Origin of the sequence: Streptomyces sp. NBC_01261, from assembly GCF_036226385.1 — a bacterium.
Classification (GTDB): Bacteria; Actinomycetota; Actinomycetes; order Streptomycetales; family Streptomycetaceae; genus Streptomyces.
Window position 1 is genome coordinate 8,977,858 of record NZ_CP108463.1, and the last position, 22,955, is coordinate 9,000,812.

Sequence of the window (22,955 nt, forward strand, 5' to 3'; positions counted from 1 at the left end):
GCATGGCAGAACAGCTGGCGGGACTGGCCGACGACCGCGCCCTCCTGGGCCGTACGAGCACCGCGGAACGCGTCTCGGACATCCTCAGGAGCCGCATCGCGGACGGCTATTTCCCGCCGGGCACCCGGCTGTCGGAGGACAGCATCGGCGGGGCGCTCGGTGTGTCGCGCAACACACTCCGCGAGGCGTTCCGGCTGCTCACCCATGAGCGCCTGCTCGTCCACGAGTTGAACCGGGGCGTCTTCGTCCGGGTCCTGTCCGTCGAGGACGTCGAGGACATCTACCGCACCCGACGCCTCGTCGAGTGCGCCGTCGTCCGCGGACTGGGCGAACCGCCGTACGCCCTCGAAATGCTCGCCTCGGCCGTCACCGAGGGGCAGTTGGCCTCCGTCGAAGATGACTGGAAAGGCGTGGGTACGGCCAACATCCACTTCCACCGGGAACTGGTCGCCCTCGCCGGCAGCGCCCGCACCGACGAGCTGATGCGCAGCGTCTTCGCCGAACTCCGGCTCGCCTTCCACCTCGTGGACGACCCGAAGGCCCTCCACGAGCCGTACCTCCAGCGCAACCGCCTGATCCTCCAGGCACTGCAGGCGAACGACCCCGTCGAGGCCGAGAAGCTGCTCGCGGTCTACCTCGACGACTCGCTCGAACGGGTCGTCGACGCCTACCGGAACCGGGTCGGCGAGGACGGCACCGCGGTCGGCTGAGGACGGCACGGCGCTCGACCGGCTCGCACACACTGCTGAGGCGGTAGTCGCTTCTGCGTCGTTTGGGTCGTTGTCAGACCGAGGACCTAGGCTGTGCACCGTGACTTCGCCTGCATCGACGGACAGCGTTCCGCCCCAGTTCAGCGCGGGGCCGCGCCCCGCCCCGGGCCCGGCCGCCGACGAGGGACTGGCGCGGCGACTGCGCGCGCTCGCCTGCACGGCGCCGCTGCACGACCTCGACGCACGCAAGGCCAATCTGGCCGGCGAGTACTCGGTCTACGGCATGGCCGAAGTCGCCCTCGCCGCCATCGACCTGGTCACCCTCAACATGGACTTCGACACCGGCGCGGACCACGACCAGATAGTGGCCAGGCTCATCCCGCGCATCGCCGCCCAGGCCCCGCAGCGCCCCGTCGTCGAGCACGAGCGCGTGGCCCGCTGGGTCCTGGAGAACCTGATCAACGTCGGCAGCGTCGACCGCGGCTTCCGCACGGTCTACGGCACGTTCGCCCAGGACGGCACGTATGTGCGCCGCGACTACGACTTCAAGCTGATCGAAGAGGTCCCCGGCTACGGCGGCAGCGTGTACCTCCGGACGACCGACGAGGCCGTCAACGTCCTGGTGGGCGCGCTCGACACCGACGTCACCAGTGCGCAGATCGCCGCCGAGGTGAAGCTGGAGGTGCTGATCAGCCGGGGGCGGCTCGCCGACGCGCAGCTCGCCGCGGAGCAGGCCCGGTACCGGACCGTGCAGTACTCGGAGACGCTCCGGCGCGCGTTGGACGCCACGCGGCGCAACGTGCGTGCGGTGGACTGGCTCAACTCCGTGCCGGACATGATCGCCGAGGCCCTCGATCACGTTGCCGATCGGTACCGCCACGAGAACGCGATCCTGACCAATATCCGCAAGGCCCGTGACGAGTCCGAGGACGCCGAACAGAAGCGGCGGGCGGCCGAGTTGGTCGACATCGTCAAGGACTGCATCCGGCGGCACACGCAGCTTCAGTCGCGTCTGCTGGAGGCCGGGCCGCTGTTCCGTGCCGAGCAGGATCGGCAGGCATTCGCCACGCCGATGACGACCTCGGGGATCGACCTCTACGGGCATCTCGTCTCGCCCGTTCTGCCGTTGCCGTTGGAGCAGGCGATCCGGGTCACCGACGCGTTCTTCGCTCGGGGGACCGGGCTGCGTACGCCGGTGTCCGTTCGGGTGGGGGATCTGGTCGACATACTGCTCACCCCGCCCGCTGAGCGGGAGCATCTCGGTGCGGAGATGCCTGAGCCGGACCTCATCGCCACGCCGGACGACAGCCGGTTCAGTGAGGAACAGCTGGCTGCGGCCATGGAGTTGCTTGACCTGCCCGCGGATGCGCCTCGGAGGTTGTCGGGGCTGCTGGCGGATGCGCGCGATCGGGACAGGGAACTGCCTTATCTCGTCGCCCTGTTGGCCGTGCACGCGGCGAGTCCACCGTTCGGGACGGCGTATCGGCAGGGGGAGGAGAAGCTGCTGTTCGCCGTGGACGACGGGACCGAGCTGGATGATCCCGAGTTCGGCGGGGCCGATCTCATTGTGGGGATGGCCCTGTTGGACGCGGCGGGGATGGCTGCGGGACGGAGTGATGCGGCGTGATGGTTCCGTCGGTTTGCGGGTGCGGGTCCGTTGTGGCTGGTCGCGCCGTTCCCCGCGCCCCTTTCGGGGCGCTTGACCTCACCCTCGTTATTGAGTCCAAGGAGTTGTCGTCGTGAGTGAGCAGGGCGAATGGAGTGAGCCGGAGGCTGCCGCCCCGGCGGTGAGTGCTGCGATCACGCCCGCCGATGCCGCCGACGCGGCTCGCCTCGTGGCGTTCGGGCTGCAGCCGAAACTGCAGCCCGCGCGGGATCAGGAGTACGCGGAACTGCTGCGTCGCTACCGGGAGGACTCGCCGTTCGCTCGGCTCGCCGACGCCGTCGCCGCTGGGCTGGGGCTGGTCGTCCTGGAGGTGTCCCCGCGCGCGGGGATGGCCGTAACTGCCGCTGAGGACTCGGTGTTCGCCGTCCGCATGGGGGACTACGCGCGTCGTACGGCCGCCGACTCCGGGGACCGGTTCCTGCACGGGCTTGCCCATCTTGCCGTTGCCGCCATGGCGTTTCCGCGACCCGAGGATCTTGCCGACGACGGGTACATCGGGCGCGTCACGGTCAACGGGGTCGACGCCTTCGTACGGCAGGCCTGCCGGCGGCTGGAGGAGCGGGCCGACGAGCAGGGCATGAACACCGATCCGGCCACCGACGCGCCCGGTCTGGAGGCGGCCTGGCGGATCTGGGTCAGACGCAGCGCGACCGGAGCCACCAAGGACGCCCGGAGACTGGCCGGTTCGACCACCGGCATCGTCGGCAAGGCGGCCGCCTTCCTCACCGACTCCGGGTTCCTGCAGCGCACCGGTGACGACAACGGCGGGACCTATCGCACGACCGCCCGCTACCAGCTCCAGGTGCGTGACATGGCCGGAAGTGCCGCCATGGCCGAGCTGCTGGAGCTGGGCGTCGTCCCGGTCACCGACGGCACCGCGAGCCTGATGCCCGCCGAGGACACCGAGGACCTGGAGCTGGTGGCCGACGCCGGGCTGCCGTTCCACTCCTGAGATTCCTCAGCTGCTGAGGTTCCTCAACTCCCCCCCCCACCTGCCGAAGACTTACGACGAGAGTCCGCCATGTACGAGCTGTCCCGGGTCCGCCTCTACTCCATCGGGCCCGCCGGTGCGCGCTATGCCGACACCGTGCTTGACCTGCGAGGCGTGGGCCAGCCCGTGCCCGACCCCGCGCCCACCCAGGCGGAGTTCTTCGAGGACGAGCCCGTCGGCCCGCCGCGCCGCCCCGCGCCCGCCGGTGTGCTCTTCCTGGAGAACGGCGGCGGCAAGTCCGTCCTGCTCAAGCTGATCTTCTCCGTGATGCTGCCGGGACATCGCAACACCCTTGGCGGCGCGAGCTCCGGTGTGCTGCGCAAGTTCCTCCTCGCGGACGACTGCGGCCATGTCGCCCTGGAGTGGCAGCACACGCTGACCGGCGAGTGCGTGGTGGTCGGCAAGGTCAGCGAGTGGCGGGGGCGTCAAGTCTCCAACGACCCGCGGAAGTTCGCCGAGGCCTGGTACTCGTTCCGGCCCGGGCCGGGGCTGAGCCTGGACAACCTCCCGGTCGCCGAGGCCACTTCCGTACGACCGCCCGTCGAGGGCGCGTCCGGCGCACAGGGCCGTCGCCGCACCATGAAGGGCTTCCGGGACGCCATCACCGAGGCGGGCAAGGCGTATCCGCACCTCGAAGTGCACTGGGAGGAGATCCACGACCGCTGGATCGAGCACCTCGGCGACCTCGGCCTGGACCCCGAACTCTTCCGCTACCAGCGGGAGATGAACGCCGACGAGGGCGAGGCCGCCGGTCTCTTCGCGGTCAAGAAGGACTCCGACTTCACCGACCTGCTGCTCCGCGCGGTCACCGACACCCGGGACACCGACGGTCTCGCCGACCTGGTCGGCGGCTTCGGCAACAAGCTGGGGCGACGGGCGGAGCTGATCGCCGAGCGGGACTTCACGGCGGGTTCCGTGGACCTGCTCGGCCGGATCGTCGAGGCCGCCGAGGCACGGGCACGCGCGCGTGACATCCACGCCGGCGCCGAGCGCCGTACCCGCACCCTGGCCCGACGGCTGTCCGCGCGGGGCGCCCAGGAGCGGGTGCGGGCCGCCGACCTCGCCCAGCGGGTCACCGCCGCCGCGTACGCCGTCACGCACGCCGAGGGCGCGCGGGAGCGCAGCGCGCTGATCGCCGCCGAACTCGCCTACCGGCACGCCTCGTTGGCGCTCGCCACCATGGAGAAGTCCGCCGCCGCGCAGAAGCGCGAACTGGCCGACGCCCGCACCCTGCACGCCGCCTGGCAGGCCGCCGAGGCGGTCCTGCGGCACCGCGCCGCCGCCGACCGCTCCGCGCGCGTGGCCGTCGCGATCCGCGAGGCCGAGCGGGACGCGGCACCGGCGCTCGCCGCCCGCGCCAAGGCCGCCGTCGATCTCGTACGGGCCCTGCACTCGGCTGCCGAGAGCGCCGAGAACCTCGCCAACGAGGGCGAGGAGCGCTCCGCCGCGCTCCAGGAGGTCGGCGAGACCTCGCACCGGGACGCGACCTCCGCCGCCACCGAGGCGCAGCGCGCCCGCAGCGAGGTCGGGCATCTGCGTCAGCGCCTGTCCGAGGTCGAGCAGGAGACCGCCGAGGCGGTGCGCGCGGGCTGGCTCGACAACAGCGCCCCCGACGCCGACCCGGCCCGCGCGGCCCTCGCCGCGAGCGACGCCGAGAAGACCGCCGTGGCCTCCTGGGACACCGCGCGCGAGGCATCGCGCCGCGCCTCCGAGCACGCCCGCGAAGCGGCTTCCGCCGAGTCCCGCGCGGAGTTGACGGCGGCTCGCGCGTCCGACGCGGCCACCGCCGCCGAGCGGACCCACGACGCGGAGCGGCGCCTCGCCGAGGGGCTGGCGGGGGAGGAGCGGCTCGCGGAGCTGCTCAGCCTGCCTGGTGCCGGCTCTGCCGCTGGTGCCGCAGGCGGCAGTGGTGGTGTGCCGGTGCCGCGTGGTGCGGGCGGCGAGCGCACTGGTGACGGGGCTGTTACGGGAGCGGGCGACGCCGGGGACGTAGGTGCCGCGGGCGCTGGCTCGGGTGCTGCCGGCTACGGTGCCGAGTCGGACGCGCGGAGCGGTGCCTCGGCCGACACCGCCTCGGCCAACGGCCCTGCCGCGAGCGGCCGTTCCGCCGCCAACGCTTCCTCGGTCGCCCGACTCGGAATCGCCAAGCCCGCCCGCCCCCTCGCCGAAGGCCCCCTCACCCCCGAGGAACTCGACCGCTTCGCCGACGAGTTGCGCGAGCTGCTCGACGACGGAGTCTCCTCCGCGGAGCGGAACCTCTTCGACCTGCGCACCGCCGCGGCCGACGACTCCCGGATCCTCGGGGCGCTCGGCGACGGCGGGCTGCTGCCGCCCGGCCCGGACGTGCTGGCCACCGTGGAGTACCTCGGCGAGCACGGCATCCCCGCGCTGCCCGGCTGGCGTTACCTCGCCCAGGCCGTCGACCCCACCGACCACGCGCGCGTGCTCGCCGCCCGGCCCGAGCTGGTCGACGGCGTGATCATCACCGACCCGGCCACGCACGCGCGTGCCCGCGAGGCGCTCAACGACGCGGCCCTGCTGCCCCGGTCCGCCGTAGCGGTCGGTACGGCCGCCGCCCTGCTCGCCCCGACTCCGGCACCCGACGCGCAGACCAGCGACGTCTTCCTCGTACCGCCGAACCCGGCCATGCACGACGAGCACGCCGCCGACGAGGAGCGACAGACGCTGCGCGCGCGGGCGGGGCAGCGGGACGAGGAGATCCGTACGCTCGCCGCGCGGCTCGGCAAGGACCGGGAACTGGCGGCGCGGCTCGCGTCCTGGCGCGCCGGCTGTCCGAGCGGGCGGCTGGTCGAGCTGGCGCAGGCCGCCCGGGACACGCGCGCGTTCGCCGAGGAGGCCGAGGCCGAACTCGCCGAGGCACGGACCGTGCGGGCCGAGGCCGACGAGACCGCCGCCGAGGCGGCCCAGGTGCGCGACGAGCGGCAGGAGGCCGCACAGAAGGCCCGGCGCGCCGCCGACGCCCTCGCCGGACTCGCCTTTCGGCTGCGGGAACGAGCCGGCTGGCAGGTCAAACTGCGTGAACTCGCCGACGAGGCAGCCGAGTCGGAGGGCCGCGCCCAGTCCTGCCTGGAGCGCGCCCGCGCCGCCGACGAGGACCGCCGCGCCGCCCAGCGCGCCGCCGACGACGCCCGCCGCACGGCCCGTGCGCTGCGCGCCGAGCGCTCCGAGATCGCGGGCGCCCCCGACGACCTACCGGACGACGACCCGGACGCCCCCAAGCCCGCGCTGGCCGCCCTCCGCGAGGCCTACCGGGCCGCCTCACAGCTCTACGAGAAGGTCGGCGTCGGCGCCGATCTGCGGGCCGAGCAGGCGCGGGCCGAGAGCGACGAGAGCGCGGCGATCGCCGAGTTGGACCGGCTCAGCAACAAGGTCCGCACGCGCGCGGCGCAGCTGTTGGAGTCACCCGACGGCTCCGACGTCCCGTCCCGGCAGGCCGCCGCGGCGCGTGCCGAGGAGCTGGTGCAACTGCTGGAGACCCGGGTGTCGACCGCGAGCGAGCAGCTCGGGCGGCTACGCGGCGAGACCGAGCGGCACGCGCCCGAGGACGGCGAGGCACACACCGAGCTGGCCGAGGAACTGCTCCCGCGCGACGCCGAGCACGCCCAGGCCCTGCTGCGCACGGCGACGGCCGAACTCGGCTCCCGCACCGACGCGTTGGGCCAGGCCCGCGAGGCGCATGCCGAACTCCTCGACGCCCACCGCGCCGCCGAGGACGGGGCCGGCGGTTTCGACGAGACCGCCGCGATGCTCCGGGACCTGATGCGCGAGCACTCCTCGGACGAGGAGCAGGAGGAGCCCGAGCCGTACCCCGGCAGCGTGGAGGAGGCCCGGCACTCCGCCGCCGAGGCCCGCCGCTCGCTGCGCGGCTGCTCCGCCGACCTGTCCGCCGCCGAGGGCGCCGTACGCGAGGCGAGCGATGTGCTCGTGCGGCACGCCAACTCCACACGCTACGAGCAGGTACGGACCCCCGCGCGGCAGCAGATCCGGGAGCTGCCCGCGTCCGCGCTGCCGGAGCACGCGCAGAAGTGGGCCGACGCCTTCGCGCCCCGACTCCGGGTCCTCACCGACGAGTTGGCGCAGTTGGAGCGCAACCGCGACTCGATCGTGGACCGGCTCCGCGGGCTCGTCGAGTCGGCGCTGGCGACCCTGCGGTCCGCGCAACGGCTGTCCCGGCTGCCGGAGGGGCTCGGCGAGTGGTCGGGGCAGGAGTTCCTGCGGATCCGCTTCGAGGAGCCCGACCAGGCCACGCTCGCCGAGCGGCTCGGTGTGGTCGTCGACGAGGCGACCCGGGCAGCCGTGAAGAAGAACTCCGACATGCGGCGCGACGGAATGTCCCTGCTGCTGAGGGGAGTTGGCGCCGCGCTTGAACCCAAGGGTGTCGCCGTCGAGATCCTCAAGCCGGACGCCGTCCTGCGCGCCGAGCGCGTGCCCGTCGGGCAGATGGGCGATGTGTTCTCCGGCGGTCAGCTGCTCACCGCCGCCATCGCCCTGTACTGCACGATGGCCGCGCTGCGCTCGAACGACCGGGGCCGCGACAAACACCGGCACGCCGGCACGCTCTTCCTCGACAACCCCATCGGGCGGGCCAACGCGACCTATCTGCTGGAGCTGCAGCGCGCCGTGTCCGACGCGCTCGGTGTCCAACTCCTGTACACCACCGGCCTGTTCGACACGACGGCGCTGGCCGAGTTCCCGCTGGTGATCCGGCTGCGCAACGATGCCGACCTGCGGGCGGGCCTGAAGTACATCAGCGTGGAGGAGCACCTCCGGCCGGGCCTGCCGCAGCAGGCTCCCGCCGGAGAAGGCGAGTCGGTGCACAGCGAGATCACGGCGACCCGGATGTTCAAGCGTCCGGCGCCGACCGCTCCGTAGGAGAACTGCCCGGGGACGAACCGTCCGTGGACGAATCCGTCCGTTGACAAGCCTCAGGAGTGTGACAGCTGCCCGGCGCCGCTCTTGCGGGCTATCCGCTCCTGGGCACGCTCGCTGGACCGCGCCTGGCGCTGGGCCCGACGCCGCTCGCGGCGGAGGGCCCTCGCCGTGCTGCTGGGCTCCGAGACCACGCCGTTGCGCTGGTTCCACATCTGGCGGGTCACCCAGATGTCGAGGGCGCCCCAGGTGGCCACCACCGTGCTGACCACGCTGCTGATCACCATCGGGAACGCCAGCCAGGACCCGGCCAGCGTGCACAGGAAGGCCACCGTCGCCTGCATCAGTGTCACGGAAATGATGATCACCGCCCGCACCGCCGCCGTACGCACCGGATCGGGCAGCCGGCGCCGACGCGCGGGCTCCTCGATCCACAACGGGCGATAGTGCTCCTGCTGTTGCGCTGCCGCGCGAGCCGAACGCGGCTCCCCTGCCGTGGGCGCGCCCGAGTCCCTCCGGGCCTCGCCGCCGTCCCTCGTCGTACCACCGTCTGCCGGAATGTCGCGATTCGGTGCCTCGCGGCGCCGCTGCGCCGTCGACCGCGCCGCCACGCCGTCCTCAAGCGCCACTTGCCGCTCCGCCGTGCCCATCAACGTGTCCTCCCCACCGCCGGTACACCACTCGCCCCGGAGTCCGAAGACTCCGACTCCCCAGTGGGTGCCCGGCTTGCGCTGTTTTACGCCGCACGGTTGCGGATGCGGCTCGTGTGGCCGGTTCCGCCCCCATGTCCCGTAGAGAAAGACGTGCAACATGCCGCGAAGATTCCCAACGAACGAAAAATTCCGGCCAACTGACCAAGTGGACCGATCGGATGGGTATGGCGATCCCGGGGATACAGGGGCGTCAATCTCCCGCAATGACCCGACAACTCCGCATGTCCGGTCGCTGTTGCGGAGGTTCACCCTCCGGACAGCTCTTCGAGTTACCTCTGTGTCAGTAGTAGGCTCGCGCCGTTTGTTGACGTACATGTGTACCCCCGGCCGGCGGGGGTCCAGCTGGGGGAGGCCATGCGCTTTCGCGGGAAGTCCATCCGCCGGAAGATCGTGGCGCTCCTTCTCGTGCCGCTGGTGTCGCTGACCGCGATCTGGGCGTTCGCCACGGTCCTCACCGGCCGGGCCGCCGGGGACCTGTTCAACGTGTCGTCGGTCGTCGAGGAGATCGGCTATCCCACCGAGGACACCGTCCGCGTCATCCAGCAGGAACGCCGGCAGTCGCTCGTCTATCTCGCCGACCCGCGCGCCGCCGACGGGCTCACCGACCTCAGACGCAGCCGCGCCGCCACCGACGAGGCCGTCGCCACGATCCGCAAGAACTCCGAGAACCCGGACGTACGCGACGCGATGGGGCAGGCCACCGACAGCCGTGTCGCCGCTGTCCTCGACGCCTTCGACGGTCTCCAGTCCCTGCGGCGCAGCGTCGAGGACGGCACCGTCGACCGTGCCCAGGCCCTCGGGCTCTACAACCACCTGGTCGACCCGTGCTACGTGCTGCTGTCCAACCTCCATGTCGTCGACAACGTCGAGATGGACAAGCAGTACCGCGCCCTCGTGAACCTCGCCCGCGCGCGCGAGTTGCTCTCCCGTGAGGACGCCCTGCTCGGCTCCTCCCTGGTCGTCGGCGAGCTCACCCGGGACGAGGCCCGCGACGTCTCCGACCTGGTCGCCCAGCGCACCCTGCTGTACGACGTCAACCTGCCGCTGCTGCCTGCCTCGGAGCGCGGCCACTTCGAACGCTTCTGGAAGAACGCGGCCAGCGCCCCGGTGCGCGTGGCCGAACAGGCCGCCGCCTCGACCACGTCCGGCACGCCCCGCAACGTCACCGCGCAGACCTGGAACACCGCGGCCGGTGCGGCGCTGGCCAAGCTCGGCACCCTCGACGACCAGGCCAACGACCGCTACCAGGACCGCGTCCGCCCGGTCGCGATGAGGGTCATCCTCAAGGCGGCCGTCGCCGGTGTCCTGGGGCTGATCGCCCTCCTGTTCTCGCTGTTCCTGTCGGTGCGCATCGGCCGCGGTCTCATCCGCGACCTGCGCCAACTGCGCCTGGACGCCCACGAGGCGTCCGGCGTCCGGCTGCCCAGCGTGATGCGCCGCCTGTCCGTCGGCGAAGTGGTCGACGTGGAGACCGAGGTCCCGCGCCTGGAGTACGACAGGAACGAGATCGGCGACGTAGGCCAGGCCCTGAACACCCTGCAGCGCGCGGCGGTCGAAGCCGCCGTCAAGCAGGCCGAACTGCGGTCCGGTGTCTCCGACGTGTTCGTCAACCTCGCCCGGCGCAGCCAGGTCCTGCTGCACAAGCAGCTCACCCTGCTCGACACCATGGAGCGCAGGACCGAGGACACCGACGAACTCGCCGACCTGTTCCGCCTCGACCACCTGACGACCCGTATGCGCCGGCACGCCGAGGGCCTGGTGATCCTCTCCGGGGCCGCCCCGTCCCGGCAGTGGCGCAAGCCGGTCCAGCTCATGGACATCGTCCGCGCGGCCGTCGCGGAGGTCGAGGACTACGAGCGCATCGAGGTCCGCAGGCTGCCGCGCATAGCCGTCACCGGCCCCGCCGTGGCGGACCTCACCCACCTCGTGGCCGAACTCCTGGAGAACGCCACGGTGTTCTCCCCGCCGCACACCGCCGTCCAGGTCCTGGGGGAGCGGGTCGCCAACGGCTTCACCCTGGAGATCAACGACCGCGGCCTCGGCATGGCGGCCGAGGCACTCCTGGACGCCAACCTCCGGCTCGCCGAGACCCCGGAGTTCGAACTCTCCGACACCGACCGCCTCGGCCTGTTCGTGGTCAGCCGGCTCGCCCAGCGGCAGAACGTCCGCGTCTCGCTCCAGCCCTCCCCCTACGGGGGTACGACCGCCGTCGTGTTCATCCCCGACGCCCTGCTGAGCGACGAGGTCCCCGACACCAACGGCATCGGCTTCCGCCTGGACCGGCCCCGGCCGACGAAGGAGGCCCAGCTGGAGGGGAGCCGCCGCTCCGCGCTCTCCCAGCCCGTGAAGCTGCCCGGCCTGCCGCCCGCCCTGCTGGACGGACCGGTCGAACTGGAAGCCCCCGTGGACCTGGACGCCCTCGAAGGCTTCCCGAACACGCTCGACGACGAGGACGGCGAGCGCGGCGGAATCTTCCGCCCCCGCCGCGCCTCCACCCACCGGGACGACCTCGCCCCCGTCCGCCCCGTGGACGCGCATCAGCAGGTCTCCGAGGCCGACACGGACGGCCACCGCAGCGAGCCGCTTCCGCTGCCCCGGCGCCGTACGCCCAAACTGGTCAGCTCCCATGGACGCCCGGTCGTCGAACAGCGCTCCCGACGCGAAACGGGGGACTCCGGAGAGGTCGATTTCGACGGCCTCTCCACGGCCCCGAGCCTGGGCGGGCCGGAAACGGACGGCCCCGCACCGCTCCCGGCCCGGCGTCGCGGTGACACGCCGCTACGGCGCCGTACCGACGTGCCCGGCGGTCGCGCCGACTCCGGGCAGCCTTCCGCTTCCCCGGGACGCGGCCCCGTCGAGCCGCCCGAGACGCCCGCCCTCCCCAGGCGCACCCGGCGTGCCGAGCTCGCGGCCGGCGCTCCGGACTCCGACACCCCGCCGAGCACCGGAGCGTTGCCCAGACGCGTACGTCAGGCCAATCTGGCCCCGCAGCTGAAACAGGACCCCGATCGGCGCGCCGCGAGCCCGGCGGAGGTCGCCGAACGCGACGCCGACGAGGTGCGCAGCCGTATGGCCTCGCTCCAGCGTGGCTGGCAGCGCGGCCGCGAGGAGAACGCCGAGGGCGACGACGCCCGAGGCGGCACAGCACAAGGAACTAAGGGGGACGGTCGATGACCGCACCGAAGGCGACCGGCCACAGCACCGACCAACGTGGGTTGAACTGGCTTCTCGACGACCTCGTCGAGCGCGTCGCCAGCATCCGCAAGGCCATCGTGCTCTCCGGCGACGGCCTGGCCACCGGCGTGTCCCAGGACCTGACCCGCGAGGACAGCGAACACCTGGCCGCCGTGGCCTCCGGCTTCCACAGCCTCGCCAAGGGCGTCGGCCGCCACTTCGAGGCGGGCAGCGTGCGGCAGACGGTCGTCGAACTCGACGAGGCCTTCCTGTTCGTGACGGCCGCGGGTGACGGCAGCTGCCTCGCCGTCCTCGCGGACGCCGACTCGGACGTCGGACAGGTCGCCTACGAGATGACACTGCTCGTGAAGCGGGTCGGTGTGCATCTGGGGGCCGCTCCGCGCACCGACGTGTCCTCCGGCGGGTAGTGAAGTGACATGAGCGGAGACGGTCAGGGAAGAAGCCACTGGTTCGACGACGAGGCCGGACCGGTCGTCAGGCCGTACGCGATGACGCGCGGCCGCACCACCAGTGCGGCCCAGCACCGCCTCGACCTCATCGCGGTGGTGATCGCGGAGTCCCACGAGGACGACTCGGAAGCGGACCACACGCTGTCCCCGGAGCACGTGGACATCGTCGGTCTCTGTCGTGACGCCCCGCAGTCGGTCGCCGAACTCGCCGCCGAACTCGACCTGCCCATCGGGGTGATACGGGTTCTCATCGGCGACCTGGTGGACGGCGAACTCGTCCATGTGTCACGTCCCGTACCCCCTGCCGAACTGGTGGACGAGAGTATTCTGCGCGACGTGATCTCCGGCCTCCGGGCCCTGTGAGCGGCGCGAGCCGCCGCCCCCTACCCCATCAAGCAGGAGAAAAGACCGATGATCTTCGGGCGTACTGAGCGAGGCAAGCCTCCGGTCGAGCCCGTCACGCTCAAGATCCTGGTGGCCGGCGGCTTCGGCGTGGGCAAGACCACCCTCGTCGGCACGGTCAGCGAGATCAGGCCGCTGCGCACGGAGGAACTGCTCACCGAGGCAGGGCGTCCGGTCGACGACACCAGCGGTGTGGAGGGCAAGCACACCACCACCGTGGCCATGGACTTCGGGCGCATCACCCTGCGCGAGGACCTGGTGCTGTACCTGTTCGGTACGCCGGGCCAGGAGCGGTTCTGGTTCATGTGGGACGAGCTCTCCGAGGGCTCCCTGGGCGCCGTCGTGCTGGCCGACACCCGCCGCCTGGAGGACTGCTTCGCCGCACTCGACTACTTCGAGCGCCGCTCCATACCCTTCGTCGTCGGCGTCAACTGCTTCGAAGGCGCCGACCGTTACCCGGCGGACGCCGTACGCCAGGCCCTCGACCTCGACGAGGACGTACCGCTCATGCTCTGCGACGCGCGCGACCGCGCGTCGGTCAAGGAGGTCCTCATCGAGGTCGTCCAGCACGCGATGGCCTACGGCGCGAAGCGCCGCCAGAGCGTCACCAGCTGAGGCACGGGCGTGGCCCGTACCCCCGCCGACCGGGGTACGGGCCGCAGCCGGTGCGATGCGACGGCACGCGCGTGCGTGCCTGGTGGAACAACGGCCACGCGTGTGTGCCTAGTTGTCGCCGTCCTCCTCCCAGCCGAAGCTCTTCTCCACCGCCTTGCGCCAGTTGTGGTACTCGCGGTCCCGCACGGACGACTCCATGGAGGGCGTCCACTTGACGTCCTTCTGCCAGTGCGACTTCAGTTCGTCCAGGTCGTTCCAGACCCCGGTGGCGAGCCCGGCCGCGTAGGCGGCGCCCAGGCAGGTCGTCTCCGAGACCTTGGGCCGGATGACCGGCACCCCGAGGACGTCCGCCTGGTGCTGCATCAGGAGGTTGTTCTTGGTCATGCCGCCGTCCACCTTCAGGGTGGTGATCTGCACCCCGGAGTCCTGGAACATGGCGTCCACGACCTCGCGTGTCTGCCAGCTCGTCGCCTCCAGCACCGCGCGCGCGAGGTGCGCCTTCGTGACGTACCGGGTGAGCCCGGTGACGACTCCGCGCGCGTCCGAACGCCAGTAGGGGGCGAACAGGCCGGAGAACGCGGGCACGATGTACGCGCCGCCGTTGTCGTCCACGCTCGCCGCCAGGGTCTCGATCTCGTCGGCGTTGCGGATGATGCCGAGCTGGTCGCGGAACCACTGAACGAGCGCGCCCGTTATGGCGATCGACCCCTCCAGACAGTAGACCGGCGCCTCTCCGCCGATCTTGTAGCCCATCGTCGTGAGGAGCCCGTTCTTCGAGGGCACCGGCCGGTTACCGGTGTTGAGCAGCAGGAAGCTGCCCGTGCCGTAGGTGTTCTTCGCGGTGCCCACGTCGTAGCAGGCCTGCCCGAACACGGCGGCCTGCTGGTCGCCCAGGGCCGACGCGACCGGTACGCCCGCGAGTTGGCCGACCGCGGTGCCGTAGACCTCGGCGGAGGACTTGATCTCGGGGAGGATCGCCTCGGGGACGTTCATCGCGGAGAGGATGGACGGGTCCCACTGGAGGGTCTCCAGGTTCATCAGCATGGTGCGCCCGGCGTTGGTCACGTCGGTGACGTGCTTGCCGCCGTCGGTGCCGCCGGTGAGGTTCCAGATCAGCCAGGAGTCGATCGTGCCGAAGGCGATCTCGCCGCGTTCGGCGCGGTCCCTGAGACCGGGCACGTTGTCGAGCAGCCAGGCCGCCTTGGGGCCGGAGAAGTAGCTGGCGAGCGGCAGCCCGGTCTGCTCACGGAAGCGGTCCGGCCCGTCCGAGCCGCCCAGTTGCTTGCACAGGGCCGCGGTACGGGTGTCCTGCCACACGATCGCGTTGTGCACGGGTTTGCCGGTCGCGCGGTCCCAAAGGACCGTCGTCTCCCGCTGGTTGGTGATGCCGAGCGCGCTGAGCTGGTCGGCGCGCAGTCCCGCCTTGGCGAGCGCCCCGGCGACCACCGCCTGCACCTTGGACCAGATCTCGGTGGCGTCGTGCTCCACCCAGCCCGGCTTGGGGAAGATCTGGCGGTGTTCACGCTGGTCGACGGCGACGATCGCTCCGTCCTGGTTGAAGACGATGCAGCGGCTGGAGGTGGTGCCCTGGTCGATTGCGGCGACGAACCTGTCCGTCATGACGACCCCTTTGTCGTGTCCCTCGGATCCTCCGAAGGACTGCTCCCGTCCTTCGGAGGGCTGCTTTCGGAAGACTGGTCGAACACTGCTGTCAGAAGGCTGCGTTGAAGATGACTCCGGCCAGCGCCCCGCCGATCAGCGGTCCCACCACCGGGATCCACGCGTAACTCCAGTCCGAGGTGCCCTTGTTCGGGATCGGGAGCAGCGAGTGGACTATGCGCGGGCCCAGGTCGCGGGCCGGGTTGATGGCGTACCCGGTGGGACCGCCGAGCGACAGACCGATGCCGACCACCAGGAAGGAGACGACCAGTACCGCCGTGCCGGACGTACCGAGTCCCTTGGTGAGGCCGAAGGCCAGGATCGGCAGGACCAGCGCGATCGTCGCGATGATCTCGGTCATCAGGTTCGCCACGACATTGCGGATCGTGGGCGTGGTGGAGAAGATCCCCAGCGTGGGCTGGGCCATCTCCTCCTCGGAGTTGGCCTGGAACTGCGCGTAGTAGACGAGCCAGCACAGCACCGCGCCGAGCATGGCGCCGACCATCTGGCCCGCGATGTAGAACGGGACCTTGTCCCACTTCCCGGTGTCGATGGCGATGCCGATCGTGACGGCCGGATTGAGCTGCCCGCCGGACAGCGGCGCCGCGGTGTACGCCCCGGCCATCACGCCGAAGCCCCAGCCGAACGCGATGACGATCCAGCCGCCGTCCTTGGCCTTCGAGTAGTTGAGTACGACGGCGGCGACCACGCCGGCGCCGAAGAGGATCAGTATCGCGGTGCCGATGACCTCACCGAGGAATATGTCTCCATTGCTCATGGCGGCTCCTAGGCCCTCGCCCGGGACGGTCGGCCCCGGTCCTCCGTGCAGGGTGCGGTTCCCTTGGCGACTTCAGCCGAAGGCGGGGAGGGTCCCGAGCCCCGCCCGGCGTCCGTGAAGAGCGTGCCGTCGCAGCCGAATCGCCCGTGGGAGTGGGCCTGAACGCAGGCGGAGCCCGCGCGGCGCAGTGCCTGGTACGCCGAGAATGTACGGCGATGTCGACCGACACCGGGAAGTGTTCACCGGTGCCTGTGGAGCGTCAAGGTCGCGGACGGCAACGGTGACACCCGCCCTGACGGCCCCTGGAGCCCCGCAGGAGGCCGCAGAGCCGCGCTCAGCGCCCGGGGGACTCGGCGGTCGTGCGGGGGGCCTGTGCGGGCGTCACATGCGATCCGCGGAGGATCTCGTACTCGCCCCGCTCCGCCCGGCCCAGCACCCAACTCGTGCCGTCCAGCGCCTTCGCGGCCTTCTTCACCGGCGCCAGACACGCGGCCGCCTGCCGGTGGTCGGTCACACCGCCCGGCCCGCACAGGACGGTGGCCAGCGACAGCGTCACGGCCCTGCCACCCGCCTCCCAGGGCACGTCGAGCACGGCGGCGGCCAGCGGATGCAGCCCCTCCGGGTCGGTGAGCACCAGGAAGTCGTCCCCGCCGATGTGCCCCACGCGCGTGTGCGCGGTCGCCGCGAGCTGGAGCGCGTGCCCGACCGAGCGGATCAGTTCGTCGCCCGCCGCGAAACCGGCCCCGTCGTTGACCTGCTTGAAGTGGTCGACATCCAGCCAACTCAGCGCGAACGTCCGCCCGTCCGCGATCCGCCGGTCCACCTCACCGGTGATCGCGTCCGAACCGGGCAGCCTGGTCAGCGGGTTGAGCCCCGCGGCCTCCTCGACCCGCGTCTCGGCCAACGTCCGCACCAGATCGGCGAGTCGTACGACGCCGACACACCGCCCCCACCGGTCGACCACCGCCACATCGTCAGACGTACGGTCGCGGTCGCCGACCGCGACCACGTCCAGGACCTCCCAGGCGGTCGCGTCGACGCCCACCGTCCGCGGTACGTCGCCGAGCTTGGCGGCCGGCCGGTCGGCGTACAGGGCGTGGCCGTAGCGCCCCGACATCGACAGCAGGAAGCGCGACCGGTGCACCGAGCGGACCGGCATGCCGTCCCGGTCCACGAGGACCACCCCGGAGACGTCCGGCGAGCCGGTCAGCAGAGCCCGCACCCGACCGGCTGACGCGGTGTCGGGCAGCAGCGCGGCCGGTCGCACGAACTCCCGCACCCAGGGTCCCGACGGCGGTGTCGTCGTGAGTCCGGGTGCGCGGGGCGGAACGTATACGTCCGCCGTGGGGATCCGCGTCGGCGGCGCGAACAGCTCGCCCTGCGCCAACTGGGCCCCGGCCGACCGCGCGGTCGCGCACTGCGTCTCCGTCTCGACGCCCTCCACGGACAGCAGGGCGCCCAACTGCTCGCACAGGGTCCGCATCGCCCGCACCGCGGCCGGCCGCTCCAGCAGCGACGCGTCGAGCTTCACCAGGTCGGGCGCGAGGTCCGTGAGCAGCCGCAGGGGTACGTCACCGTCGCCGACGCCGTCCGCACAGATCCGGAACCCCTGGCCGCGCAGCTCGGACACCGCCTCCAGGAGCGCCCGTTGGGGCACGTGCGTGTACGGCGGGACGATGTCGATCGTGACTTCCCACGGCAGCCGGCCCGCCTCGCGCACCGCGCTGTGCAGCGGGGTGAGCCCGCCGAGGTCGGCGAGGGTGCCGGCGAACACGTTGATGTGCAGCGGCAGCAGCGTCTCCTTGCGCGCGGCGCCGCGGACCGCCAACACGGCCAGCCTGCCGTCGAGTTCGGGGTCGCGGCGGGCCTCGGCCAGGATGTCCCCGGTCTCCGGGCGGACGAGGACCTCCAGCCCCGCGACCCCACCGGTGGTCAGATTGACCACCGGCTGGAACGCGAAGCGGAGAGTGTCCGTCGAGGAGCGCACGGCAGCATGATGACGTCACCGGCGTACGCCCAGGCCCAGTTCATAAGACGTTCACGCAGCCTTGCGGGCCGATCACAACGGGTGCGCGGCGCCCCGTCGGTCACCGCACGGCGAGCACCGCCGACCCGTGCCCGAACAGCCCCTGGTTCGCGGTGAGCCCCACCCGCGCCCCCGCGACCTGCCGGTCACCCGCGTCGCCTCTCAACTGCCAGGTCAACTCGCAGACCTGGGCGATCGCCTGCGCCGGAACCGCCTCTCCGAAGGAGGCCAGCCCACCGCTCGCGTTCACCGGTATGCGCCCGCCCAGGGCCGTCGCGCCCTCCCGGAGCAGCTTGGCGCCCTCGCCCTCGCCGCACAGCCCCAGGTCCTCGTACCACTGCAACTCCAGGGCGGTGGACAGGTCGTAGACCTCGGCCAGGGAGAGCTCTTCGGGGCCGACGCCCGCCTCCTCGTAGGCCGCGCGCGCGATCGACGCCCGGAACGTCTCGTCCGGGGGTGCCACCGCCGCCGCTGAGTCCGTGGCGATGTCCGGGAGGTCCAGCACCGTGTTGGGATAGCGCGGCGTCACCGTGGACACCGCCCGGATCCGTACCGGGTCCGGGGCCCCGTGCCGGCGCGCGAACTCCATGCTGGACAGCACCAGGGCGGCCCCGCCGTCCGAGGTGGCGCAGATGTCCAGCAGCCGCAGCGGATCGGCGACCACCGCGGAGGCGGCGACCTCCTCGGCGGAGACCCGCTTGCGGTAGCGGGCGTACGGATTCAGCGCCCCCAGGGCGGCGTTCTTCACCTTGACCTGGGCGAAGTCCTCCGGGGTGTCCCCGTAGAGGGCCATCCGCCGGCGCGCGTACAGCCCGAAGTATGTCGGATTGGTCGCCCCGAGGACCCGGAAGCGCAGCCAGTCCGGATCGTCGTGCCGCTCCCCGCCGGCCGGTCGGAAGAACCCCTTGGGGGCGGCATCGGCGCCCACGACCAGCACCACGTCCGCGAGCCCCGAAAGGATCTGCGCCCGCGCCGCGTTGACGGCCTGCGCCCCGGACGCGCACGCCGCGTACACGCTCGCCACCCGGGCGCCCTGCCAGCCCAGCGCCTTCGCGAACGTCGCGCCCGCCACATACCCGGGATACCCGCCACGCACCGTGTCCGCGCCGACGATCGAGCCGACGTCCCGCCACTCCAGCCCGGCGTCGGCGAGCGCCGCCCGCGCCGCGGCCGTCCCGTACTCGACGAAGCCGCGCCCCCACTTGCCCCAGGGGTGCATGCCCGCGCCGAGCACCGCCACGTCCGCCGTCATGCCGTCACCTCCGTGGGTCGCCAGTGCCAGGTCGTCCAGGTCGTCTCCGCGTCCTCGCTGAGCACCCCGGGGACGACCTTCACCTCCATGCCCACCGTCAGATCGGCGACGGTGATCCCGGGAACCGCCTGTCCCAGCACCACGATCCGCTCGGACTCCAGCTCCACAGCGATCAACGCGTACGGTTCCCACGGAAGTTCCGGATCGCTCACATACGGTGACGGTGGCCGGTACCGGCTGTCCGTGTACGACCAGATCCGGCCGCGCCGCGACAGCGGGACCTCGGCCAGCTCGCCGCCCTCGCAGGCCGGATTGCGGCAATGGCCGTCCTCACGGGGGAAGAAGACCGAGGCGCACGCGGAACAGCGCGTGCCGAGCAGCCGGAAGCCGTCCCCGTCCCCGGTGAACCAATCGGTGACCACAGGTGTGCGTGTCTGCGACAACGTCCCTCCACAGCACTGGATCTGACGGAACGTCAGAAGTGTGCCACGGGCAACGGAAAATGAGCAGGGCGTTTCGGTGAACCATCGAGCCGCTTACGGCGTCGTCGTATCGGGAGAGACGGCCGGGGCCCACGGGGGTGGTTCCGGCCGTTTCCCGTTCACGCGCGCGGCCCCTGGAAAGACGCCCTCCGCTTGATCGGATACAGTCCGCCGGGTGTCCGAAACTCAAGCCTCCGTCCCCAACTCCGGGCCGAACAGCCACTGTTCGAGCTGCGGATCGCCCTACGGAGAGGGCGTCTCCGGCTGGCCCCGCACGTGCCCGGCCTGCGGCACCGTCGCGTACCGCAATCCGCTGCCCGTAGCCGTCGCACTCCAGCCCGTGTACGACACCAAGGGCACCGCCCTGGTCGTCATCACCCGAACCGTCGCCCCCGCGCGCGGAGGCGTCGCCCTCCCGGGCGGTTACGTCGACGACCGCGAGGACTGGCGACAGGCCCTCGTCCGCGAACTCAGGGAGGAGACGGGCATCGACGCCGCGAGCCGCGACGTACGGCTTGTCGACGCCATCAGCTCGCCCGACGGGCATCTCCTGCTCTTCGGGGTCCTCCCCGAGCGCCCGGTCGAGGGACTGCCCAAGTCCGTGGCCACCGACGAGACGGAGGGCTGGCACCTCCTGCGTCGGCCGGAGGAACTCGCCTTCCCGCTGCACTCCGTGGCCGTCAAGGCCTGGTTCGAGGGCCGGTACATCTGAGGTCAGCCCTCACCCAGCCCTCGCACCCGCACCGGGTAGGACGGCGCGCTCACCCCGTCCTCCAACTCCCGCTCCACGACCACACGCCGGCCCTCCCAGCGGGCGACGTACCGCTCGATCTCCGGTTCGTCCCAACCGTCGCCCGCGTCCGGCACCACCAGCCCGCCCCCGGTCCGCCCCCGGGCGGGCGCCCACACCTCCAGCTCAAGCCCGCCGTCCGCGCCCCGCACCGGCAGCACGGCACCCGCGCGCGCGAGCACCGGAATCCGTGACAACGGGGCATCGACCAGAATCTGGGCCGGCCCCTCGTAGGCCCGCTCCGTCTCCGTGTCGTACCAGCGACCTCTCGGCAACTGCACCGCACGTCGGTCCGACCCCGGATCGAGCACCGGCGCCACCAGGAGACAGTCACCGAGCAGGAAGGCGTCCTCGCAGTCCCGTAGCGCGCGATCCTCCGGCGCACCCCACCACAAGGGCCGCACATACGGCGCCCCGGTCCGCCGAGCCAGATGCGCCAGCGTCATGAAGTACGGCAGCAGCCGCCGCCGTTCGACGAGCGCCACGCGCGCGTGCTCCAACACATCGGCACCGAACTCCCAGGGCTCCCGACGCCCCGCCCGCAGACTCGCGTGCGTACGGAACAGCGGGAGAAACGCGCCGAGTTGGAACCAGCGCAGATACAGCTCGGACGACGGACTCCCGTCGAAGCCGCCCACGTCCGGACCCGAGTACGGGACCCCGCACAGCCCGAGCCCCATGACCAGCGACAGCGAGGCCCGCAACCCCGGCCAGCCGGTGGCCACGTCGCCGGACCACGTGCCCCCGTAGGACTGCATCCCGGCCCACCCGGAGCGTGAGAAGAGGAACGGCCGCTCCTGGGGGGCCAGTTCGCGCAACGCCTCGTAGGCGGCCCTGGCCATGCACAGCGCGTACACGTTGTGCGCCTCGCGATGGTCGCCGCCGCGTCCCTCCAGATCGTGCCGGGCCGAACGGGGCAGGGTCGACTCCCCGAAGGCGGTGAAGGACGTGGGCTCGTTCATGTCGTGCCAGAACCCCGCGAACCCCTGCGCGAGCCGCTCCTTGTAGAGCGAGCCCCACCAGTCCCGCACACGCGCGTGCGTGAAGTCCGGGAAAACGGCCTCCCCGGGCCATACGACGCCCCGCACCAGCCGCCCCGAGGCATCCCGCACGAAGGCGTCCTCGGCCGTCCCGCTGTCGTAGACGGCGTTTCCCGGCTCGGCCTTCACCGCGGGGTCGACGATCGACACCAGGCGGATGCCGTCGCGTCTCAACTCCTCGGCGAGCACCGGCAGTTCCGGGAAGCGCTCGTGGTCGACGGTGAACACCTGGTGCTCGTCGTAGTGATCGATGTCCAGATGGACGGCGTCCAGCGGCAGACCGCGCTCCTGATAGCCGGCGACGATCCGCCGTATCTCCTGCTCGCTGCCGAAGCCCCACCGCGCGTGATGGTGGCCCAGCGCCCACGCCGGCGGCAGCGCGGGAGCGCCGGTGAGCGAGGCCCAGGCGTGCAGCACGCGCGCGGGGGTGCCCACCATGACCCAGCAGCGCAGCGGACCGCCGTCCATCCGCAGCTCGGACGCCCCGGCCCGGTCGTGCCCGGAACCGGCACCCTCCTCGCCCTCCCGCAGCGTCACCGTGCCGTCCCAGGAGGTGTCGTGGAACACCAGATGCGTGGCCGCGTCGGCGACCACCAACTGCACCGGCATGGTGATGTACAGCGGATCGTCACCCGGCGCGAAGGCGTGCCCGGGGTCGGTGTTCCACAGTCGGTACGTCCCGTCGCGCAGCCGCGGGCCCGAGGCTCGACCGCCGAGCCCGAAGAACCGGGCGTCCGCCGCCACCTCCGAGCGCTGCATCCAGCGAGCCGTGCCCCCGCCCACCGGCTCCCACCAGCGCGGCGGCAGATCCCGGCGCAGCGTCACACCTCCGGGCGTACGCACCTCGACCGCGCCGTGCCGCGACACCACGACCGTCACCCGCTCCGCGACGACCCGCCAGCCGCCCTCCTTGTCCGGCTCCAGGACCGCCCGGGGATCCGGCTCCGGGCAACGCCCGCCGAGCGCGTACGACGGCTCAGGACCGGCCCCGTCCCAGCCCCAGAAGACGGCCCCGTTCACGGCGACGGTGATGCGCAGCTCGGAGCGGCTGAACCGGACGACCCCGCCGCCGGGCCCCGGCTCCGCCTCGCGCACCGGCCCGGGGACACGAGCCCGCTCAGCGCCCCGCGAGGGCAGCCCGGTGGCGTCGGCACGCCTTCTGCGCCATGCCGCCCGTACGGTACGCAAACCCTGCGCCGCCCCCGTCGAGCCGACCACCTTCACCGAACGCACCAGGTCACGACCGTCCATGCTGCTCACCCTGCCATTACAAGCCCCGGATATCCGTGTCGTTCAA

Annotated in this window: 16 protein-coding genes; 9 read left to right on the forward strand and 7 right to left on the reverse strand. The window is 72.0% G+C overall.

Translation table 11 applies throughout. The annotated features are described in order from the left end of the window. Positions 1-2 precede the first annotated feature (2 nt). The 4 genes from OG226_RS40075 (at position 3) to OG226_RS40090 (ending at position 8,260) form a co-directional block, all read left to right on the forward strand. The gene (locus OG226_RS40075; RefSeq protein WP_328684610.1) at positions 3-710 is read left to right on the forward strand and encodes a GntR family transcriptional regulator; all 708 of its coding nucleotides are present in this window, start codon (positions 3-5) and stop codon (positions 708-710) included. A 100-nt stretch (positions 711-810) separates the two neighbouring features. After that, complete coding sequence (locus OG226_RS40080; protein WP_328684611.1) at positions 811-2,337, forward strand: hypothetical protein; 1,527 nt, start codon at positions 811-813, stop codon at positions 2,335-2,337. A 112-nt stretch (positions 2,338-2,449) separates the two neighbouring features. After that, complete coding sequence (locus OG226_RS40085) at positions 2,450-3,328, forward strand: hypothetical protein (protein ID WP_328684612.1); 879 nt, start codon at positions 2,450-2,452, stop codon at positions 3,326-3,328. Between the two features lie 69 nt (positions 3,329-3,397). After that, the gene (locus tag OG226_RS40090; RefSeq protein ID WP_329351686.1) at positions 3,398-8,260 is read left to right on the forward strand and encodes a hypothetical protein; all 4,863 of its coding nucleotides are present in this window, start codon (positions 3,398-3,400) and stop codon (positions 8,258-8,260) included. 53 nt (positions 8,261-8,313) lie between these two features. On the opposite strand, the gene OG226_RS40095 is transcribed toward OG226_RS40090, so the two are convergent. Then, complete coding sequence (locus tag OG226_RS40095; protein ID WP_329351687.1) at positions 8,314-8,907, reverse strand: hypothetical protein; 594 nt, start codon at positions 8,905-8,907, stop codon at positions 8,314-8,316. A 417-nt stretch (positions 8,908-9,324) separates the two neighbouring features. Here OG226_RS40095 and OG226_RS40100 point away from each other — a divergent pair, with 417 nt between their 5' ends. The 4 genes from OG226_RS40100 to OG226_RS40115 are packed head-to-tail and all read left to right on the forward strand — an operon-like array spanning position 9,325 to position 13,631. Beyond that, a complete protein-coding gene (locus OG226_RS40100; RefSeq protein ID WP_329351689.1) occupies positions 9,325-12,144 on the forward strand; it encodes a sensor histidine kinase in 2,820 nt (939 codons plus the stop codon). After that, positions 12,141-12,572: a roadblock/LC7 domain-containing protein gene (locus OG226_RS40105; protein ID WP_033282376.1), complete on the forward strand. Its 432-nt coding sequence runs from the start codon at positions 12,141-12,143 to the stop codon at positions 12,570-12,572. Before OG226_RS40100 ends, OG226_RS40105 begins: the two co-directional genes overlap by 4 nt. Positions 12,573-12,581: 9 nt before the next feature. After that, positions 12,582-12,977 (forward strand): DUF742 domain-containing protein, encoded by a 396-nt coding sequence (locus OG226_RS40110; RefSeq protein ID WP_327405522.1) that lies wholly within the window; start codon positions 12,582-12,584, stop codon positions 12,975-12,977. Between the two features lie 48 nt (positions 12,978-13,025). Beyond that, the gene (locus OG226_RS40115) at positions 13,026-13,631 is read left to right on the forward strand and encodes a GTP-binding protein (RefSeq protein WP_328684616.1); all 606 of its coding nucleotides are present in this window, start codon (positions 13,026-13,028) and stop codon (positions 13,629-13,631) included. A gap of 108 nt (positions 13,632-13,739) precedes the next feature. Here the strand turns inward: OG226_RS40115 and glpK are convergent, their stop codons facing one another. The 5 genes from glpK to OG226_RS40140 all read right to left on the reverse strand — a co-directional run bounded on the left by glpK (position 13,740) and on the right by OG226_RS40140 (position 19,768). After that, on the reverse strand, positions 13,740-15,251 hold the full coding sequence (glpK, locus tag OG226_RS40120; protein WP_329351692.1) for a glycerol kinase GlpK: 1,512 nt from the start codon (positions 15,249-15,251) through the stop codon (positions 13,740-13,742). 91 nt (positions 15,252-15,342) lie between these two features. After that, positions 15,343-16,068 (reverse strand): MIP/aquaporin family protein, encoded by a 726-nt coding sequence (locus OG226_RS40125; RefSeq protein ID WP_328684618.1) that lies wholly within the window; start codon positions 16,066-16,068, stop codon positions 15,343-15,345. Positions 16,069-16,402: 334 nt separating this feature from the next. Beyond that, positions 16,403-18,055, reverse strand: a complete 1,653-nt coding sequence (locus tag OG226_RS40130; RefSeq protein ID WP_329351694.1) for a GGDEF domain-containing protein — start codon at positions 18,053-18,055, stop codon at positions 16,403-16,405. Positions 18,056-18,155: 100 nt separating this feature from the next. Further along, the gene (locus tag OG226_RS40135; RefSeq protein ID WP_328684620.1) at positions 18,156-19,346 is read right to left on the reverse strand and encodes a lipid-transfer protein; all 1,191 of its coding nucleotides are present in this window, start codon (positions 19,344-19,346) and stop codon (positions 18,156-18,158) included. Continuing rightward, positions 19,343-19,768 carry a Zn-ribbon domain-containing OB-fold protein gene (locus OG226_RS40140; protein ID WP_328686570.1) on the reverse strand — a complete coding sequence of 142 codons (426 nt, stop codon included), beginning with the start codon at positions 19,766-19,768 and terminating at the stop codon, positions 19,343-19,345. Before OG226_RS40140 ends, OG226_RS40135 begins: the two co-directional genes overlap by 4 nt. 235 nt (positions 19,769-20,003) lie before the next feature. On the opposite strand from OG226_RS40140, the gene OG226_RS40145 reads away from it, so the two are divergent. Next, on the forward strand, positions 20,004-20,540 hold the full coding sequence (locus tag OG226_RS40145) for an NUDIX domain-containing protein (protein WP_328684621.1): 537 nt from the start codon (positions 20,004-20,006) through the stop codon (positions 20,538-20,540). Between the two features lie 2 nt (positions 20,541-20,542). Here OG226_RS40145 and OG226_RS40150 read toward each other — a convergent pair whose 3' ends face one another. Continuing rightward, the gene (locus OG226_RS40150; protein ID WP_328684622.1) at positions 20,543-22,909 is read right to left on the reverse strand and encodes a glycoside hydrolase family 31 protein; all 2,367 of its coding nucleotides are present in this window, start codon (positions 22,907-22,909) and stop codon (positions 20,543-20,545) included. Between the last annotated feature and the right edge of the window lie 46 nt (positions 22,910-22,955).

What these genes read in the sequence shown, in the direction of transcription:
- OG226_RS40110 (WP_327405522.1), top strand. Translation starts at nt 12,582, where the DNA reads ATGAGCGGAGACGGTCAGGGAAGAAGCCACTGGTTCGACGACGAGGCC.
- OG226_RS40090 (WP_329351686.1), top strand. Translation starts at nt 3,398, where the DNA reads ATGTACGAGCTGTCCCGGGTCCGCCTCTACTCCATCGGGCCCGCCGGT.
- OG226_RS40075 (WP_328684610.1), top strand. Translation starts at nt 3, where the DNA reads ATGGCAGAACAGCTGGCGGGACTGGCCGACGACCGCGCCCTCCTGGGC.
- OG226_RS40095 (WP_329351687.1), bottom strand. Translation starts at nt 8,907, where the DNA reads ATGGGCACGGCGGAGCGGCAAGTGGCGCTTGAGGACGGCGTGGCGGCG.
- OG226_RS40115 (WP_328684616.1), top strand. Translation starts at nt 13,026, where the DNA reads ATGATCTTCGGGCGTACTGAGCGAGGCAAGCCTCCGGTCGAGCCCGTC.
- OG226_RS40135 (WP_328684620.1), bottom strand. Translation starts at nt 19,346, where the DNA reads ATGACGGCGGACGTGGCGGTGCTCGGCGCGGGCATGCACCCCTGGGGC.
- OG226_RS40150 (WP_328684622.1), bottom strand. Translation starts at nt 22,909, where the DNA reads ATGGACGGTCGTGACCTGGTGCGTTCGGTGAAGGTGGTCGGCTCGACG.
- glpK (WP_329351692.1), bottom strand. Translation starts at nt 15,251, where the DNA reads ATGACGGACAGGTTCGTCGCCGCAATCGACCAGGGCACCACCTCCAGC.
- OG226_RS40105 (WP_033282376.1), top strand. Translation starts at nt 12,141, where the DNA reads ATGACCGCACCGAAGGCGACCGGCCACAGCACCGACCAACGTGGGTTG.
- OG226_RS40100 (WP_329351689.1), top strand. Translation starts at nt 9,325, where the DNA reads ATGCGCTTTCGCGGGAAGTCCATCCGCCGGAAGATCGTGGCGCTCCTT.
- OG226_RS40125 (WP_328684618.1), bottom strand. Translation starts at nt 16,068, where the DNA reads ATGAGCAATGGAGACATATTCCTCGGTGAGGTCATCGGCACCGCGATA.